The following is a 17,049-nucleotide window of genomic DNA, read 5'->3' as shown; positions in this document are numbered from 1 at the left end:
TTCAAACAATGAATTATCAAGCGTCCTCGGTGCCCCGCGCAACATGGGCCTTCTTTGCCGTATAGGCAAATTCCCTTGCAGCACAAAAGCGCAAACAAATGTATAACGCCACTGTCAAGTATATCGACTCATTGCATAAAAGCAATAGAGCCCTGGGTGTAAAAAAGCCGATGCCCAGTGGTTTAACACGGGGAACATCGGCTTAGGGGAGCAAGGAATAAATCAGTGTTTTCCTAGCTTTCGTAGTAGGAACGAAGCACCTGGCTGCGCACAGGGTGGCGCAGTTTGCGCAACGCTTTCGCTTCAATCTGGCGAATACGTTCACGGGTAACGTTAAACAGCTTGCCCACTTCTTCCAGGGTGTGGTCGCTTTTTTCACCAATGCCAAAGCGCTTGCGCAGCACCTGTTCTTCACGTGGGGTAAGGTCTGCCAGCACCACGGCAATCTGCTCGGAAAGCTTGGTGTTCACCACTTCTTCTGCCGGGGCAACAGCCTTTTTGTCTTCAATAAAATCACCAAGGCTGGAATCTTCCTCGTCACCAATAGGTGTTTCAAGGGAAATAGGTTCCTTGGCAATTTTCAGCACCTTTTTCACTTTGTCCAGGGGGTAGTCCATGCGCTCCGCAATTTCTTCCGGGGTTGGGTCGCGGCCCAGTTCCTGCACTAGGTAACGTGAAGTGCGAATGAGCTTGTTAATGGTTTCAATCATATGCACCGGAATACGAATGGTGCGGGCCTGGTCTGCAATGGCGCGGGTAATGGCCTGGCGAATCCACCACGTGGCATAGGTAGAAAACTTGTAGCCACGCTGGTATTCAAACTTGTCCACAGCCTTCATCAAGCCAATGTTGCCTTCCTGAATAAGATCCAGGAACTGCAAGCCACGGTTTGTGTACTTTTTGGCAATGCTCACCACAAGGCGCAGGTTGGAACGAATAAGTTCCTGCTTGGCCCGCATGGCAGCCGTGTTGCCACGCTTGATACGCCACAACACTTCTTCAAGGTCTGTCACGTTATGGCAGCATTTTTCCTGCAACCGGCAAAGGATTTCAATTTTCCCTAGAATCATTTCCTTGAAGGAAAACAGCTCGTCCACTGAAAGCCCCAAACTTTCCGCCGTTTCAGCAGGGGAAAGTTTGCGGTCGTCCAGGCCTTTAAATAAATCAAGTATTTCCTGCTGGGTTTTGCCCGTTACCAGCAAATAGGCGGAAAGGTCGCGCTGGCAGTTATGCATCTGCCGCACATAGTCTTCCACCGTTTCAATAATGCGGTCAATAAGGGTTTTTTCCAGCTTGATATCCTTAAGGCGGATAACAATTTTTTCTTTAAAGCTGATAATATCTTTCTGGAGCGAGGTAACGCGCTTATCCAGGGTGCAGCATTCATCAAGGCGGCTGTAAATTTTCCGCTTCTTGTTGAATATTTGGCGAATTTCATCCAGCAACAAAATAACCCGCTGGCGCTGGTTCATTTCATCTTCGCTGGGGTCATCTTCTTCAATGGTTTTTACCACATCTTTCAGCTTAATGCGGTTCTGCTTCAGGTCTTCCCCAACAAGAATCAGCTCTTCCACGGCCACAGGCACTTCCACCAGGGCGTACAATACGTCCTGCTCACCTGTTTCAATTTTTTTGGCAATCTGCACTTCACCGTCACGGTCCAGCAGATTTACCGCGCCCATTTCGCGCAGGTACATGCGCACCGGGTCTGTGCTGCGGGAAGAATAGTCGGCACCGTCTTCATCTTCCACAAGGTCCAGGGTTATTTCACCCATGGGCTCTTCTTCCGTTTCCGTGGTGGTAACAGAAATACGCTTGCCATCTTTTTCCGAATCCACAATGGCAATGTCGAGCTGGTCGAAAATCCCAATAATTTCCTCAACCTGCTCAGGGGAAGAAGCCTCTGAAGGCAGGGCCTTGTTTACCTCGTCAAAGGTAAGAAAGCCAAGCGCCTTGCCTTTGGCAATAAGCACTTTAATCTGTTGGATATCCTTAATATTACTCATCTGCGCTCCCACGTGCTCTCTTCAGAAGCAACGTCTCATTCGCGGCCTGCAACAAGGCCATGTCATAATCATTTTTGGAAGAATGCTGCCGTATAATTTGCGAGGAGGCACTATCCTGCTTTTCAAGACGAATTTCCCCAATGCGCCTGCATGCCGCAGCCACTTCTTCCTCTTCATGCCCTTCAGGCGGGGCTTCCATTGCCCGGTACTGAATCCAGAACTCTTTTTCTGCCGGGATAAGCTGCCGCACAATGGTTTCCGGGTCATACTCCGGCCCAGCGGCAAGTATTTTTTCCCACAGGGCATACGCCCAACTTTCTGTCAGTACCAAACCAAGGCCAGCTTCCTGTAGCTGCGGCGCTCGGTGCGGGTAACGCACCAAAAGCTGCATCAACCCCTTGTTCAGGCCATTTTTTCCAGCAGGTGCCGGGCCTTTGCCCCCCCCTGCTGCGCTCCCCCTTCCGCTTGCCTGTGCAGCAGCTGAAGCGGGTAACTTTTCCGCAACCATGCGGCGCATTTCGCGTTCATCAAAATCAAGCCCCTGGCATAAACGGGAAATAATGCGGGGCAACAGTTCTGCGTGTTCCACAGAAAGGATGAAGGCCTTTACCCACTCAAGTGCCTCTTTAGGGGCAAAGGTGGAAGAAAGGGTGCGAATGCAAAAATCAAGACCATCCGGGGCAAAGGTACGCAGCTCTTCAAAAGCCGGGGTGCCTTTGGCATGCAGCAGGCTGTCAATATCTTCCCCTTCCGGCAGCGTAATGACAGAACAGCGAAGGCCTTTGGCCAGCACCATTTCACACGCTCGCATAGCAGCTTTGCGCCCTGGGGCGTCACCGTCGAACAGCAATTCCAGGCGCGAACAAAACCCCGCCAGCCGCCGCACTTGTTCCGGCGTAAGGGCTGTGCCCAGTGCGCCGCAGGCGTTGGTGTAGCCATACTGGTGCAGGGTAAGCACATCCATGTACCCTTCCGTCAGTATCGCGCTTTTCTTGGCAGAAATACCACGCCGTGCCTGAAACAGGCCATATAAGTTGTCGCCTTTCTTGTACACCGGGGAATCAGTACTGTTGATATACTTTGCCGCATCTTCATCACCAATAATGCGGCCCCCAAAGGCAATAACCTGTCCGGAAAGATTCTTTATGGGGAACATAAGGCGCCCGCGGAACCTGTCGTAACTACTGCCCCTGTCGCTGCGGGCAAGCAGGCCAGATTCTTCCCCCTGGCGCAAGGTAAACCCGGCCTGAGGAAGGCTATTGGCAAGCCCCTGCCATTCCTGCAGGCTCCAGCCAAGCTCAAAACTTTCAATAATCGCCTGGTCCAGTTTGCGCCGTTCAAGGTATTCCCGGCAAATGGCCCCGGCAGGGGAAACAAGGTTGCGCTGGTAATGCTTGGAGGCATGGGCATACATGTTCAATGTAAGCTTGCGGAGACTGCGCTCTTTGTCTTGGCGAGGGTCGGTGCGTACCTCGTTCAACTGCACGCCTGCCTCTTCCGCCAACTGAGCCAGTGTTTCCTTAAAATCCAGGCCGTTGACACGGCTGTAAAAATCAAACAGGTCGCCTGCGGCCTGGCACCCGAAGCAGTAAAAAAAACCTTCTTCCTCATTGACCGAAAAAGAGGGCTTTGTTTCCTGGTGGAACGGGCAGGGGGCAACCCAGCGGTTACCCATGCGGCGCAGTTCAACATAGCGTTTCACTACATCCACAATATTAATGCGGCTTTTAATGGCCCGTGTTACCGCCCCGCTATCTCTGCTCACTTCAACTCCACAATGGTCATACCATCGCCACCACGGTCTTCCGGTGCAAGGCGAAAAGCGGAAACTGAAGGAAAGGTCTGTAAAAAGGTGTGCAGTTCACGCCGCAATGCTCCCGTACCACGCCCATGCACCACTTCCACTTCGTTGTATCCGCTCATAATAGCCTTATCGAGAAATTTCGCCATTTCATTAACGGCAACATCAGCACGCATTCCCCGTAAGTCAAGATGCAACGGCACATAAGTTGTCGGAACGCCCCCGCCTGCCGGGGCTGAAGCCTTGCCGCTGCCCTTGGCACCACCGGAAGTTTTCCCTTGTGTGGCAGAATGTGCAGCTCCTTCTGGGGCCAAATGTTCCGCTTCTGCCCATAAGGAAACTCCCGCAAAATCCAGCCGCACTCTTTTTTTGCGTACATCCACTTCCAGCACGGTGCCATTACGCTTCCACGGCAGGTGGCGCACAGTGGCCCCAGGGGTGAGGCGGGCAATATCTATGGCCTGGGTTGGGGCAGTCTCTTCTTCCGCAACCGGGGGGGCAACCAGCTCCGCCCGAATACCTGCAAGATTTTTCAGGGTTTGGCGGTGCCCGGCCTTGCCTGCTTTCCAGTCTGCCAGCACTTGCTGCGAGGCAGCCTGCACCTGGGCAAACAGGGTTTCTTTTTCCTTGGCAAAGGTTTCTGTCAGCTTGCGGCGGCGTTCCGTAAATTCATGGCGGCTTTTATCAAGGGCGGCAATTTCCGCTTCCTTGGCAACAGCAAGCTCATTCAGGCGTTCCACCATGGCGCTGGTATCTTCCCCGGTAAGCAGTAAATACTGCTCAGCCCGGCGCAGCACCTCTTCCGGCAGGCCGTGTTCCCGTGCCACATCCAGAGCCTGGCTGGAGCCCACTTGGTCATAAGCAAGGCGGAACAAAGGTTTTTTGCTTTTTGGGTCGAACAACACTGAAGCTGCCCGTACCCCCTGGGTGGAAAGGGCATAAATTTTCAGGGCAGGAAAGTGCGTTGCCGCCACCACATAGCCACCACGCTCCAAAATAGCGTCCAGCACGGCCTGGGCCAGGGCTGCCCCCTGCGAGGGGTCGGTGCCTGCACCAAATTCATCCAGAATCACCAGGGTATCCGGGCCAAGGTTTGGCCATACCCGTGCAAGGTGGGTTATTTGGGCGGTAAAGGTGGAAACATGGTCTTCCAGGCTCTGTTCGTCGCCAATAAACGGATGAATATTGCGCCACAGGGGCAGGCTGCTGCCTGGCTTTACGGGTACCGGCAAAACGCAGGCACTCATAAGGGCAATAAGGCCGAGAGATTTCAAGCAAACAGTTTTCCCGCCAGCGTTGCCGCCGCTAATAACCAGAGCATGTTCCCCTTTGCGCAGTTCAAGGCTGGAAGGCACAGCCTGGGGCACACGCATAGGCTTGGGGGCGCTGCCCTCTTCTTCACCATTGCTGGCAGCAATGCGGCTTACCCGGCGCAGGGCCTTGGCGGCTTCCTGGCTGGTGGCAAGGGCAAGCAAAGGGTGGCGTGCTTCAATAAGATTGACCTCTGCCCCCGGTGCCACATGCACCAGTCTGCCCTGGTAACACCCGGCAAGGCGCACCTTGGCAAGCATAAGGTCTATTTCCACAAGAAGCTGGTAGGCAGAACGGATGCCCGGCAATTCATCGCGCACAAGGGAAGTAAGGTACTGGAAAATTTTATATTCTTCGTTGCGCTCTTCCCGCTTCAACTCTTGCAGGCGGTTGTTCACTTCCATCAGAAACAGGGGCTCGAAGTAGCAGGTTTCCCCGGTTTGAGAATAGTCGTGAATAACCCCTTGCAGCCGCCCCTTAAAATTGGCCTTTAAGGGCAGCACATACCTGTCGGAAGAAAGGGTCATGAAGTCGTCTTGCAGGTAGTGGGCAATATTGTATTCAGCGGCAAAGTCTTTCACCCGGCGGATGCACTGCTGGTGCAAGCGGCGCAGCTCCCCGCGAACCAGGGCAAGCTCAGGCGAGGCTTCATCACGCACCATGCCCTCATCACTCAAGCAGCGAACGAGGCCAGACATACTTTTACTGGGGGCCAGCACAGCACAGCAGCGTTCTGCCCAGGCAGGCCACTGTGTTACTCCGGCATCTTCCTGCAAGTCGTCCATAAGGGTGCGGGCCTGCCCAAGCACCTGGCGCAACGCCCAAAACGCATCCAGGTCGAGCACAGCACGGTTCTTGGCCACTTCGTGCAGCACGCCGTCCAGTGGGGGAAAGGGGCTAAGGGCAGTCTTTTTGCGCTCGTGCCACAGCCAGCCCTGGTCAAACAGGCGTTCTTCCTTCTGGCGCTCGGCCTCATCCCCTATGGGGCACAGGGCAAGGGCAGCTTCGTTGGCAGATTCCGAAACCGTGAAGCCTGCAAGGTATTGCAATACCTTTGGCAGCTCTAATGCATGTAAAACGTGTGCGTCCATATAACCCTGTGAAAAACAAGTACACACTAGGTGTTGTGTACTTGTGGCAAATTAAAAAATCATGAATTAGTTTGCGCTGTTGGAAACGCTCAGTTATTTCGTTTGGCAAGGCACGAACTTTTTTTGAAGCGGGTGCTGGACTCTTTGGTCCTGCCCCGCTTCAAAAAAAGTGAGTAACGCAGCAAAACGGAATAAATCAGCGTTTCCCCATCAAAGTTGTTGCAGGGCTTGCTTCACAGCATCACTGGCAGCCTTGCCGTCCAGCCGGCCTTTGTGGTCTGCCATAAGGCACTGCATAACTTTGCCCATATCGCGCATGCCTGTTGCGCCGGAAGCGGCAACAGCCGCAGCAATGGCGGCGTTAAGTTCTTCCCCTTCCAGGGGGGTGGGCAGGTAGGCACGCAATACTTCAAGTTCTGCGGCTTCTTTTTCTGCCAGGTCGGGGCGACCGGCCTTGGTGAACTGCTCAATGGAATCCTGGCGCTGTTTGCCTTGTTTAATGATAACGTCAAACACGTCACCATCTTCCGGGGCACGCATGTGTTCCACCTGAAAATTTTTGATGGCTGTTTTCAATAACCGCAGCACCCCAAGGGTAACGGCATTTTTAGCTTTGTATGCAACCAGATAGTCTTTTTCAATGGTTTCTAGAAGACTCATGTTCGGCTCCTTTACAGGTAAGACTATTGCAAAACAGCCTTAAGGTTATGCGGCAAAACACGGCGTGCCTTATGGCACAAGGGCGGGAAAAGAATGAAAAGACAAAGGCCCGGACTTTCTCCGGGCCTTGAAATGCAAAGCAAAACAAACTTAGCCCAAGTTCTGCTTTCTCATTTTCTTCATAAGACGCTTGCGGGCAGCGGCCTTTTTCTTTTTACGCATTACGCTGGGCTTTTCGTAGTGCTGGCGCTTCTTCATTTCAGAAAGAATGCCGGCCTTTTCAACCTGCTTTTTAAAGCGACGCAGCGCAATATCAAAGTTGTACTCGTCTTCGTTAAGGTATACTCCGGGCAAAGAGCTCACCCCCTTTTGTGCGAATTTGCCAGGAATACGTGTTCCGAAACCCGGGCAGTGCAGCAAGAGAAAAGACATACGCTAACAAGCAAAAAAAAGCAAGCGAATTACCGCCTGCTTTTTTCATAAAAAGACAAGAATGAAAGGAAAACACCCTGCCAAGGGGCAAGGCCGTTTTCAGAAAACTCTTAGTGGCAACAGCCGTTTTTACCCTGCTTGTGTACGTCGCGCAGCGACTTGTACATAACATAAGCAAGCCCACCGCCAATAACGGCAAGTACAGCATAAAACGCACCAAAGAAAATCAGGTGATCTGGCAAAAACCAGGGAATATCTTGGGGTAACGCGCTGTGTACAGTTTCACCAAAACGAATCATGGCCACCTCTTATTGTACAGAGTCTTTCAACGTTTTCCCCACGCGAAACTTCACTACCTTGGAGGCAGGAATTTCAATAACTTCACCAGTACGGGGATTGCGGCCTTTGCGGGCTTGGCGTGTTTCCACAAGGAACGTGCCAAAGCCGGTAAGGGTCAACTTGCCTTCTTTTGCCAGTGTTTCTTCGATGGATGCCAAAAAAGCTTCCAACGTCTTTTCAGCGGCTGCCTTGGAGCTGCCAATTTGTTCCGCAAGTTGCGCAACCAGTTCTGCCTTGGTCATACCTTAATTCCTCCACGTATGTAGTTGTAAACACGCTTGCACTGCAAACAAAAACATGAAGCTTGTATAGGTAACACCCTGAGGGATGAAACTGACGAATCCGGTTCAGTTCTTATGAACACACTTTGGCGCTAAAAGTCAATGCCTATTTCCTTGCAAACAAGGCGCTTGCCAGCAAATGAAACGTTGCTACAGGCAGTGCTTCCGGCCGCAGTTGCGGGGAAATACCCAATAATTCCAAAACGCCAGCATTCAACCCTGAAAGCCGCAAAATGGTGCCAAGTTGCTTCCTGCGCATTTGAAAACAAATTTTAATCGTTTTTGCCAGGCTGACCGGGCAAAAAGAGTATGTGCCTGCTGGGTGCGGCACAAAGGAAACCACGGCAGAATCCACCTTTGGCCGGGGAACAAACACCTGTGGTGGCACCACAAATTCAAGCTTGGCCCGGCAAAAGCTTTGCAACCATACGGAAAGTGCGCCATAAGCCCCAGTTTCCGGATGGGCCACAATGCGCTGGGCCACTTCTTTTTGCACCATGAACACAGCCCGCTCAAGGCCGCTGGCCTGGCTTACGATGTCCCACATAAGGGGGGAAGCCACGTTATAAGGCAGGTTGCCCACAAACTTCCACGGGGAGGTAAACTGGTTCCAGGGCATGGTCAACGCATCTGCCAGCACCACCTGTAATTTCCCTGTAAAATCACCGCGTTCCGCTTGCATACGGGTAAACGCCAGGGCATTGTCTTTTTCCACCAGCACAAGGCGGGCCGGGCTCGCCTGCATTACCCAGCCAGTTAACGCCCCAGGGCCAGGGCCAATTTCCAGCACGGCGTCTTGCGGTGCAATATGCAAGGTGCGCACAATTTTTGCCGCAATGTTTTTATCTTGCAAAAAGTTTTGCCCCAACGCCTTTTTGGCTTTGGGTAACATGCCTGCCTTGCCATTTCCCACACTCATGCCTTCCCCTTTTCCATTTCTTCCCCGGCTACATCAAATCGTAAAAACTGCACGGTAGCCCCGGCCCTGCCCTGGGTGACAGAACGCAGCGCCGTGGCAAACCCGAACAACGCCCGCATGGGGGCCACAGCCACAACTTCTTTCAGTTGGCCGTCGTCGCCCTTTTCTTCCACCGCTTCCACCCTGGCCGTGCGTGTGGCAAGCAACGCCATAACTGCCCCAAAAAAGTTGGCTGGCACCTGCACCACAAGGTGCATAAGCGGTTCCAGCACCACAGCCCCGCCTGCCTTAAACGCTTCTTCCGTTGCTTGCCGGGCTGCCATGTGCAGGCCGGGCACCGTGGCTTTGCCCTCAATACGCTCCAGCCTGGTTATGGCTACTGCCACATCGTCCATGGGGTAGCCATGCAGGCCTGTTACCAGGGCGCTTTGTACCCCGGCTTTCACACCCTCCAGCAAGGGGGCTGCCCACCCTTCCACCGGGCAGGTAAACGTTACAAGTACACCTGTGCCGCGGGGCTGAGGCTGGGCCACAAGGGCCACACTGCCAAAATGCCATGAGTCGCCCAGCTCCCGGGCCACATCTGCCTTGGCAGCCCCTTGCTGGGCAAGGGTTTCCCGGCATACAATTTGCGGGTTGCCCACCCTTGGCCGCAGGCGAAATTCACGTTCCACCCGTTCACGCACCACATCAAGGTGCAATTCCCCCATGCCGGAAAGCACATACTGCCCTGTGCCTTCATCTACTTGCAGGGAAAGGGTGGGGTCTTCCTGAAGAATAAGGCCCAGGGCCTCGCCCAGAGCGGTGCCTTCTTCGCTGTTTTGCGGCTCAAAGGCCAAGGAAATAACCGGCTTCCAAGAGCGTATGGGTTCCAGCAACAAGGGGCGTTCCGGGGCGGTAAGGGTGTCGCCTGTTTTGGCATCTTTAATGCCTACCACCGCAACAATATCGCCCGCACTGGCCCATTCCAGCGGGTCTTTCCTGTCTGCCCGCAGGCGGTAAAGGCGCTGTACCCTGGCGGTGGTTCCCTCCGGCAGGCACAGCAGGCTATCGCCTTCACGCAGGGTGCCAGCATACAGGCGTAAAAAAACAACCTTGCGCTGCCCTTCCATCACCACCTTGAACACCAGGGCGCACAACGGCGCTGCGGTGTCGCACGGCACAAGCAAACCTTCCCCGCTAGGCGGCTGGTGGGGAACGGCCTGCCCGGAAGCTACCCCCCCGAAGGCCGGATTTGTGGGAGCGGCATTGGCAGCCCCCGCAGTTTTCCCACCCGCCCCACGGGCAAAAGTATAGGCATGGCACACTTGCCCTTCCACCGGGCTAGGCAAATAACGGCACACCGCGTCCAGCACGGGTTGCACCCCCATGTTGCGCAGGGCTGAAGCGGCAAACACAGGCACAAGGCGCAAGGCCCGTGTTTCCCGCGCAATGGCAGTGTCCAGCACTTCCGGGGCAATGAGTTGCCCGGCAAGCACCTGCTCCAGCAAGGCGTCGTCATGCTCTGTCAGGGCATCCAGCAGTCCTTCACGGTAGGGGGCGGCAAGGGCGGCATCTTCTGCCGTAAAGGGGATGCGCTGCACCACCCTACCCTGTTCTTCCCCTTCAAAGGTAAGGCGTTCTTGCCGCACCACATCAAGCACCGCGCAAAAAGTTTCCCCTTCCCCCACAGGAATGGTCAGGGGCACGCCGCGCACGCCAAGGCGGCTACGCAAGGCGGCCAGCACCCCGGCAAAAGAAGCGCCGGGCCTGTCCATTTTGTTGATCACCGCAAGGCGCGGCAGGTGGAAGGCGTCTGCCTGGCGCCACACCGTTTCCGACTGCGGCTCCACCCCACCCACGGCACAAAAAATACCCACAGCACCGTCCAGCACACGCAGGGAGCGCTCCACCTCAATGGTAAAGTCCACGTGGCCGGGGGTGTCCACCAAATTTATGGTGTGCCCTTGCCAGGCATAGGAAATACAGGCAGAGGCAATGGTAATACCCCGCTCCTGCTCTTCCGGTAAAAAATCCATTAACGCCGCGCCTTCATGTACTTCGCCCATACGGTGAATGACATTGGCGTAATACAGGGCACGCTCGCTAAACGTGGTTTTGCCCGCATCAATGTGGGCAATAATACCGATATTGCGCAGGGTGTTCACAGGCATGGTGGGAGTTCCTTACAAGTAGGGGAATGCGATGTAGAAAGGGTGAATCAAAAAAATGCGAATGAGGAGAATTCATTTCTCCTGTGGAATCAGCAAATTATACGCCGTTACCAAGATTAAATGTTTTTAGGAATCGCTAAGTTTTTCGTTTGGCAAGGCGCGAGCTTTTTTTGAAGCAGGAGTGGACTCTTCCGTCCTCGACTGTTTCAAAAAAAGTGAAGCAACGCCGCCAAACGGAAAAATCAGCGATTCCCAGCAAATTAGTCAGAAAGCAGAGACACCCGCTTATTAATAAACCATTGCGGTTCCAGGCCGGGCCACAGCCACACACTGCTATTTGCCGCATCTACCTGCATAAACGGCCCGCAGTGCGGAAATGTACTGGCCCCACCCGTACCTTTGGAATGCGCAGATAAATCCAGCAAGGTTGTACGCGGCACACCCCACAGGGGCATGGCAGGCAGGTTCAGCCCCAGGGCAGCTTGCAAAATGGGCAGCCCGAAGCCTTGTGGCCCAAGCACCAGCAAACGCCCCTGCCCAAGCCCGGCACACAAGGTGCCCAGCAGTTCTTCTGCCGATTCCAGGGAAAGCAGGCTGGCCCCTTCCACCCCGGCAAGTTCCAGGGCGCACAAAAGGTAGGGGTGTACGGCGGCCTCTTCCCCCACAAACACTGGCAAAACATGGGGCACCCCGGCACACAGGGCAGGCATAAGGGACGCCACAAGGCAGGCTGGCTGGGCAAACTGCACGGGGCACAGCACCACAGTAAACGGCGCAGGGGCGCATTCTTCACGCAGTTGAAAGCCTTCAGCAAACTGCTGCACCGTTTCGCGTTGCTGCGGGGCTTTCCCCCACAGGGCAAACAACCGGGCCAGGGCAAGCTTTATTTCGGCGCGCACCTGTGGGCCTGCACTTTCATAGGCCAGGGCAAAGGCTTCCTCTTGCACAGGGCAAGCAGCCAGCAATGCACTTGCTGGCTCAGGAAGGCCCCCATGGGGAAGGGCCGTGGTGGAAAGAAAAGAGCTATGCATAAGAGCAGTACAACCTAATCGTCTTCGTCTTTCTGTTCCAGGCTGGGAATATCCCGGCCAGAAGCTTCCAGCTTGTCAAGATAGGCCTGGCGGCATTCATAACTGCAAAAACGGTGTGTTGCGTTGCCGTCACGCACGGAAATGCTGCTGTCTACCTCAACATAGGTGCCGCAAATGGGGTCTTTCACCATTTTCCCGGCAGCAATTTTGCGCTCTTTGGCCTTGGTTTCACTTTTCTCTTTTTTACCCTTCTCATTGGTGATAAGCTTGTACAAAACGAAAATGGCAAGAGCAATAATAATCCACTTTGTCATGCCAGGTCTCCTTTACGCCCTTTCTTGAAGAAGCGCTGATTAACGTAACATCCAGTACTACTGCGTTGTTTCGTTTGGCTTAGTCCGCGTTCATGAAGAAACACGTAGCAGCACAAACGACTTACTCAGCACTTCCTGGCTGGTTGATAAATAACGTGCTGGTCCATGCTGTACGAAAGCCTGTTCAGGCATTCCTGCACCGTGCCATGCCCGGAAATTTCCAAATGCGGCGCTATGCAGGCCAGGGGCACAAGCACGAAGGCCCGTTCATGCATACGCGGGTGCGGCAGCACAAGTTCGGCCGTTATGCAGGTTTCCTGCCCGAACAGCAATAAATCAAGGTCAATAACCCGCGGCCCAAAACGCTCCGCCCCTTGGCGAATTCTGCCAAGGGACTGTTCCAGTTGCAGCAGAACCCGAAGAAAACCAAGGGCATTCCAGGCAGGGCCACACAGGCATTGCACCACCTGGTTGCTGAAGTACGGCTGCTCCTGCACGTTTTGCGGCTCGGTAAAATACAGGGGCGAGACAGCCCCAAGAGTTACCCCCGGCAACGCGGCAAGGCCAGCGCACGCTGCCTCCAAATTCTGCCGGGTGTTGCCAAGGTTGGAACCCAGGCATACATAGGCTGCTGTCATTTTCTCTGCCATAGTGCGCTACATATCCACGGAAGCACTGATTACATGGTACTGAGAAACGCTCAGTTATTTTGTTTGGCAAGGGCGGAGGGTGCGGGTGGCGCTGCCATCCCGTACATTTTCACGAAGCCCGAGTGGAAGAAAGTCGCCAAACGGAATAAATCAACGTTTCTTGCTGCAAACACACCCGTACCTTTACCTGTGCGAGGGTACAGGTGTCAAACGGTTTTCCCCCGCAGGCATTGCAAGTGGAGCGTTTCCGTACTACCATGCAGCATGCCCAAGCACCACAAAGCCCCCCCAAAGCCCCCCGCCAAGGCTACTGCCGATGTATCTGGCGAAGTTCCTGGCAGCCACCTGGCTGACCAGTTTTTCGCCTATTTGCTTATTGAGCGTGGCCTTGCGGATAATACCCTTGCGGCCTATCACAATGACCTTGCCCATTTTCTGGGGTTTCTTGCACAGCATGCCTGCCCGGTGCAAGCCGCGCAAGAGGAAACCCTGCTGCTGTACCTTGCCTCTACCCGCCGTGAATCCCTTGCCAGCCGCAGCCTTGCCCGCCGTCTTTCCGCCCTGCGCGGCTTTTTCGCCTATCTGTTCCAAAACAACCTGATGCAGCATAACCCCGCAAAGTTTCTGGAAAACCCCAAAACAGTGCGCCAAATACCCGAAGTGCTGCACCAGGACGAAATGACCCGCCTGCTGGATGCACCAGACACCACCAGCAAGCTTGGCTTTCGTGACAGAACCATGCTGGAACTGCTCTATGCTTCCGGCCTGCGTGTTTCTGAACTGTGCGGCTTGAAGCCTTTGGACTTTGACCCCCAAACCGGGCTGCTGCGGGTGTTTGGCAAAGGCTCCAAAGAACGCCTTGTGCCTGTGCACCAGGAAGCCACCCAATACCTCAATGACTACATGAAGTTTTGGCGGCCCCTTTTTGGACCAAAGGCCCAAGTACTGTTCCTGAACCGTTCCGGCAAGGGCCTTTCCCGCGTGGCTGTATGGAAGCTGGTGCAGCGCTATGCCCAGCAGGCAGAAATTCCCTTTACCATTTCCCCCCACACCTTCCGCCATTCCTTTGCCACACACCTGCTGGAAGGTGGGGCCGACCTGCGTGCCGTACAAACCCTGCTGGGCCATGCAGACATTGCAGCTACCGAAATTTACACCCACGTGCAGCAGCAACGCCTTGCCGCCGTGCACAAGGCCTGCCACCCCCGCGCCACAGCCCGCCCCCGTAAAACCGCCCACCCGCAACCGCACAACAAGAGAACCACCCCATGAGCAGCCTTCCTGTGCAGCCACACACCATTATTACCGCTCATGCCAGTGCAGACTTTGACGCACTGGCAAGTATGGTTGCCGCGCGCAGACTGTACCCCAATGCCGTGCTGGTAGCCCCCAGCTTTTTTGTACGGCAGGTCGCCCATCCTTTTCTGGAGGAAATTCCCCAGCGCTTTGACTTTATGCAACCCAAAGACTGCGACTTTTCCCAGGTGGAACTGGTAGTGGTGGTGGACACCCGCAACCCCAAGCGCCTGGAACATATTCGAGAGGCCCTGGATAAGCCCGGAGTGCGCATACACCTGTACGACCACCACCCGGACAGAGACGACGACCTGCACGGGGAAGTGGAGGTGGTGCATATGTTTGGCTCCACCACCTCCATATTATGTATGATGCTGCAAGAAAAAGGAATTCCCCTGACTGACGACGAAGCCACCATGCTGGGCCTTGGCCTTTATGAAGATACAGGCCACTTTACCCACGGCTCTACCACGCCGGAAGACTTTGCCGCAGGGGCCTTCCTGCGCAGCCAGGGCATGCACCTGGATGTTATTAAAAGCCTGGCCACAGACCTGACAGGGGATGAAATTCATCTGCTTGGTGCACTCCTTCGCAACCTCACCATCCATAACATCCATGGCACCCGCATTGCCATTACGGAAATAGTGCTGGATGAATACGTGGATGAATTTGCCAACCTTGTGGAAAAACTCATGCAGGTGGACACCAGCCTGACCACGGTTATTACCCTTGCGGTGATGCTTGACAAAATCCACATTATTGCCCGCAGCAAAGACCCCCTTATGGACATGGGCAACCTGTGTGAAAACTATGGCGGTGGCGGGCACAGGGCTGCCGCTTCCGCAGTGGTAAAAGACCTGCCCCTGGCAGAGGTTAAAGCCGGGCTCATGGCATTTTTGGTGGCCACCATTACCCCCATGATGACTGTGGAAACCCACATGACAGCCCCGCCAAAAACCATGCCCGACACCTGTACCATGGGGGAAGCGGCAAGCGTAATGACCCGCTACGGGTTAAAGGCCATGCCCATTGTTTCCGCCACCACAGGTGCCTGTGTGGGGATTCTGGACCAAAAAATTAGCGCACGGGCTGTTACCCACAAACTGGAAACAGAACCTGTGTTCGACTTCATGCACCACAGCTTCCGCACCCTGCCGCCAGATTCCCCCCTGCAAGCGGCAGTAAGAATTATTCTGCATGAACGCCAGCGCCTTATTCCTGTTGAAGAACAAGGCAAAGTGGTGGGGGTGCTTACCCGAACCGATATTATCCGCCTGCTTATTGGCAATACCAGTGCCCTGCCAGACGACTGGGCAGATGGAGAAGAAAAACACACCAAAGACGTGGTAAACCTGCTGAAAACCCATGTAAGCAACGACCGCTTTGCCCTGTTGGAACAAGTAGGTGCCCTGGCAGACAAGCACGGCATAGGGGCTTTTGTAGTGGGCGGTTTTGTGCGCGACCTGCTCTTGAAGCATCCCAACCAGGACTTTGATATTTCTGTGGAAGGCAGCGCCATTCCCTTTGCCAAGGCCCTGGCCGAAGAACTGGGGGGGCGGGTACGGGTTCATGAAAAGTTTAATACTGCCATTGTGTTTTATATTGATACCTTTGGTAACGAATGCCACCTGGACATAGCCACAGCCCGGCTGGAATATTATGAACGGCCAGCCGCCCTGCCCACTGTGGAACTTTCTTCCATAAAAATGGATTTGTACCGCAGGGACTTTACCATAAATGCCCTGGCTGTGCAGCTCAACAAGGTATACTTTGGCAGGCTCATAGACCCCTTTGGCGGGCAACGCGACCTGCGCAACAAGCTTATTGCCATTCTGCATTCCCTGAGCCTGGTGGAAGACCCCACCCGCATGTTGCGGGCCGTACGCTTTGAGCAGCGCTTTGCCTTTCGCATCAGCCCGCAAACAGAACGGCTTATTAAAAATGCCCTCAAGCTTTCCATGGTGGAAAAGCTTTCCGGCTCGCGCCTGTTCAATGAACTCAAGCACATATTTGACGAAAAAAAGGTAACCCCATGCTTTGCCCGTATGCAGGAGCTGGGCATTCTGCCCCAAATACACCCCGCCCTACGCCTTGTGCCTGGCAGGCTGGAACAAATGAACGCCACTGAAGACGCCATAAAATGGTACTGCCTGCAAAACCCAGGGGCCAAGCTGCGTACTTGGGTGCCCTTCATGCTGACCCTGTGCGGCAATGCAAAATACCAGGAAGCAGGAGCCATAGTTGAACGCCTTGGCTTTACCCAGCGCGAGCGCACAGACTTTTTACAGCTGCGCGAAACCGTCAAAGGGCTTGTGCCGCGCCTTGCCACCCTGGACGAAAACAAAGAAATTGAACCCATTCGCCCAAGCCAGCTCTATTTTTTACTGAACCCCGTTGCCCCGGAAGGCCTTGTGTTCCTTATGGCCCGCTATGGCGACCAGAACTCCATTACCGAACATGTGGCCCTGTATATAACCCGCTTGCAAGGCACGCGCCTGAAAATTACCGGCGACGACCTGCAAAGCCTGGGGGAAAAGCCCGGCCCCCTGTTCCGGGAAACGCTGCGTGCCGTGCTGGAAGCCTGCCTGGATGGAAAAACCCTGACCAAAAAGGAACAGCTTTCCTTTGCCAACGAATTCATGCTGCGCCATGATACAGCCCAAAAGAAGATTAATGAGTTGCTGGCAGGCCGAACCTAGGGAAACGCAAAGTAATGGCTCTTCTGGCGAAAGAAGGGCGAGGGCGCTTCTCGACGCTGGCAACGG

At 54.5% G+C, this 17,049-nt stretch carries 14 protein-coding genes; 2 read left to right on the top strand and 12 right to left on the bottom strand.

The genetic code is table 11. From position 1 onward, the window contains the following. Positions 1–233: 233 nt before the first annotated feature. The 12 genes from rpoD to folK form a co-directional block, all read right to left on the bottom strand. Positions 234–2,006: an RNA polymerase sigma factor RpoD gene (gene rpoD / locus G497_RS0103975; RefSeq protein ID WP_027187180.1), complete on the bottom strand. Its 1,773-nt coding sequence runs from the start codon at positions 2,004–2,006 to the stop codon at positions 234–236. Beyond that, positions 1,999–3,771 (bottom strand): DNA primase, encoded by a 1,773-nt coding sequence (dnaG, locus tag G497_RS0103970; RefSeq protein ID WP_027187179.1) that lies wholly within the window; start codon positions 3,769–3,771, stop codon positions 1,999–2,001. Before dnaG ends, rpoD begins: the two co-directional genes overlap by 8 nt. Beyond that, the gene (locus G497_RS0103965) at positions 3,768–6,209 is read right to left on the bottom strand and encodes an endonuclease MutS2 (RefSeq protein ID WP_027187178.1); all 2,442 of its coding nucleotides are present in this window, start codon (positions 6,207–6,209) and stop codon (positions 3,768–3,770) included. The genes dnaG and G497_RS0103965 overlap by 4 nt, the downstream gene beginning before the upstream one ends. 210 nt (positions 6,210–6,419) lie before the next feature. Beyond that, entirely contained in the window at positions 6,420–6,869 is a 450-nt protein-coding gene (locus G497_RS0103960; RefSeq protein ID WP_027187177.1) for a GatB/YqeY domain-containing protein, read from the bottom strand. Positions 6,870–7,019: 150 nt separating this feature from the next. Then, entirely contained in the window at positions 7,020–7,223 is a 204-nt protein-coding gene (rpsU, locus tag G497_RS0103955; protein ID WP_027187176.1) for a 30S ribosomal protein S21, read from the bottom strand. A gap of 188 nt (positions 7,224–7,411) precedes the next feature. Continuing rightward, positions 7,412–7,600 carry a hypothetical protein gene (locus G497_RS0103950; protein WP_027187175.1) on the bottom strand — a complete coding sequence of 63 codons (189 nt, stop codon included), beginning with the start codon at positions 7,598–7,600 and terminating at the stop codon, positions 7,412–7,414. A gap of 9 nt (positions 7,601–7,609) precedes the next feature. Further along, positions 7,610–7,882: an HU family DNA-binding protein gene (locus G497_RS0103945; protein WP_027187174.1), complete on the bottom strand. Its 273-nt coding sequence runs from the start codon at positions 7,880–7,882 to the stop codon at positions 7,610–7,612. A gap of 145 nt (positions 7,883–8,027) precedes the next feature. Next, on the bottom strand, positions 8,028–8,840 hold the full coding sequence (gene rsmA, locus G497_RS0103940; protein ID WP_034636527.1) for a 16S rRNA (adenine(1518)-N(6)/adenine(1519)-N(6))-dimethyltransferase RsmA: 813 nt from the start codon (positions 8,838–8,840) through the stop codon (positions 8,028–8,030). Further along, positions 8,837–10,993: an elongation factor G gene (locus tag G497_RS0103935; RefSeq protein ID WP_027187172.1), complete on the bottom strand. Its 2,157-nt coding sequence runs from the start codon at positions 10,991–10,993 to the stop codon at positions 8,837–8,839. The genes rsmA and G497_RS0103935 overlap by 4 nt, the downstream gene beginning before the upstream one ends. A 260-nt stretch (positions 10,994–11,253) precedes the next feature. Continuing rightward, on the bottom strand, positions 11,254–12,024 hold the full coding sequence (locus tag G497_RS0103930; RefSeq protein ID WP_027187171.1) for a histidinol dehydrogenase: 771 nt from the start codon (positions 12,022–12,024) through the stop codon (positions 11,254–11,256). A gap of 14 nt (positions 12,025–12,038) precedes the next feature. Further along, positions 12,039–12,338 (bottom strand): transcriptional regulator, encoded by a 300-nt coding sequence (locus G497_RS0103925; RefSeq protein WP_027187170.1) that lies wholly within the window; start codon positions 12,336–12,338, stop codon positions 12,039–12,041. Between the two features lie 125 nt (positions 12,339–12,463). Continuing rightward, positions 12,464–12,988 carry a 2-amino-4-hydroxy-6-hydroxymethyldihydropteridine diphosphokinase gene (gene folK, locus G497_RS0103920; protein WP_245576341.1) on the bottom strand — a complete coding sequence of 175 codons (525 nt, stop codon included), beginning with the start codon at positions 12,986–12,988 and terminating at the stop codon, positions 12,464–12,466. A 264-nt stretch (positions 12,989–13,252) separates the two neighbouring features. Here folK and xerD point away from each other — a divergent pair, with 264 nt between their 5' ends. Together xerD and G497_RS0103910 are read left to right on the top strand one after the other, a co-directional pair. After that, positions 13,253–14,260, top strand: coding sequence for a site-specific tyrosine recombinase XerD (gene xerD, locus G497_RS16630; protein ID WP_084515968.1), 1,008 nt, complete (start codon positions 13,253–13,255; stop codon positions 14,258–14,260). After that, a complete protein-coding gene (locus tag G497_RS0103910) occupies positions 14,257–16,983 on the top strand; it encodes a CBS domain-containing protein (protein ID WP_027187168.1) in 2,727 nt (908 codons plus the stop codon). The genes xerD and G497_RS0103910 overlap by 4 nt, the downstream gene beginning before the upstream one ends. Positions 16,984–17,049: the final 66 nt, after the last annotated feature.

The organism is Desulfovibrio cuneatus DSM 11391 (genome assembly GCF_000430005.1).
In the GTDB taxonomy this organism is placed as follows: Bacteria; Desulfobacterota; Desulfovibrionia; order Desulfovibrionales; family Desulfovibrionaceae; genus Frigididesulfovibrio; species Frigididesulfovibrio cuneatus.
Note: the sequence above shows the minus strand (reverse complement) of the source record. Positions and strands in the feature narration are given on the sequence as shown.

What these genes read in the sequence shown, in the direction of transcription:
- rpoD (WP_027187180.1), bottom strand. Translation starts at nt 2,006, where the DNA reads ATGAGTAATATTAAGGATATCCAACAGATTAAAGTGCTTATTGCCAAA.
- G497_RS0103965 (WP_027187178.1), bottom strand. Translation starts at nt 6,209, where the DNA reads ATGGACGCACACGTTTTACATGCATTAGAGCTGCCAAAGGTATTGCAA.
- G497_RS0103960 (WP_027187177.1), bottom strand. Translation starts at nt 6,869, where the DNA reads ATGAGTCTTCTAGAAACCATTGAAAAAGACTATCTGGTTGCATACAAA.
- G497_RS0103950 (WP_027187175.1), bottom strand. Translation starts at nt 7,600, where the DNA reads ATGATTCGTTTTGGTGAAACTGTACACAGCGCGTTACCCCAAGATATT.
- G497_RS0103945 (WP_027187174.1), bottom strand. Translation starts at nt 7,882, where the DNA reads ATGACCAAGGCAGAACTGGTTGCGCAACTTGCGGAACAAATTGGCAGC.
- rsmA (WP_034636527.1), bottom strand. Translation starts at nt 8,840, where the DNA reads ATGAGTGTGGGAAATGGCAAGGCAGGCATGTTACCCAAAGCCAAAAAG.
- G497_RS0103935 (WP_027187172.1), bottom strand. Translation starts at nt 10,993, where the DNA reads ATGCCTGTGAACACCCTGCGCAATATCGGTATTATTGCCCACATTGAT.
- G497_RS0103930 (WP_027187171.1), bottom strand. Translation starts at nt 12,024, where the DNA reads ATGCATAGCTCTTTTCTTTCCACCACGGCCCTTCCCCATGGGGGCCTT.
- G497_RS0103925 (WP_027187170.1), bottom strand. Translation starts at nt 12,338, where the DNA reads ATGACAAAGTGGATTATTATTGCTCTTGCCATTTTCGTTTTGTACAAG.
- folK (WP_245576341.1), bottom strand. Translation starts at nt 12,988, where the DNA reads ATGGCAGAGAAAATGACAGCAGCCTATGTATGCCTGGGTTCCAACCTT.
- xerD (WP_084515968.1), top strand. Translation starts at nt 13,253, where the DNA reads ATGCCCAAGCACCACAAAGCCCCCCCAAAGCCCCCCGCCAAGGCTACT.
- G497_RS0103910 (WP_027187168.1), top strand. Translation starts at nt 14,257, where the DNA reads ATGAGCAGCCTTCCTGTGCAGCCACACACCATTATTACCGCTCATGCC.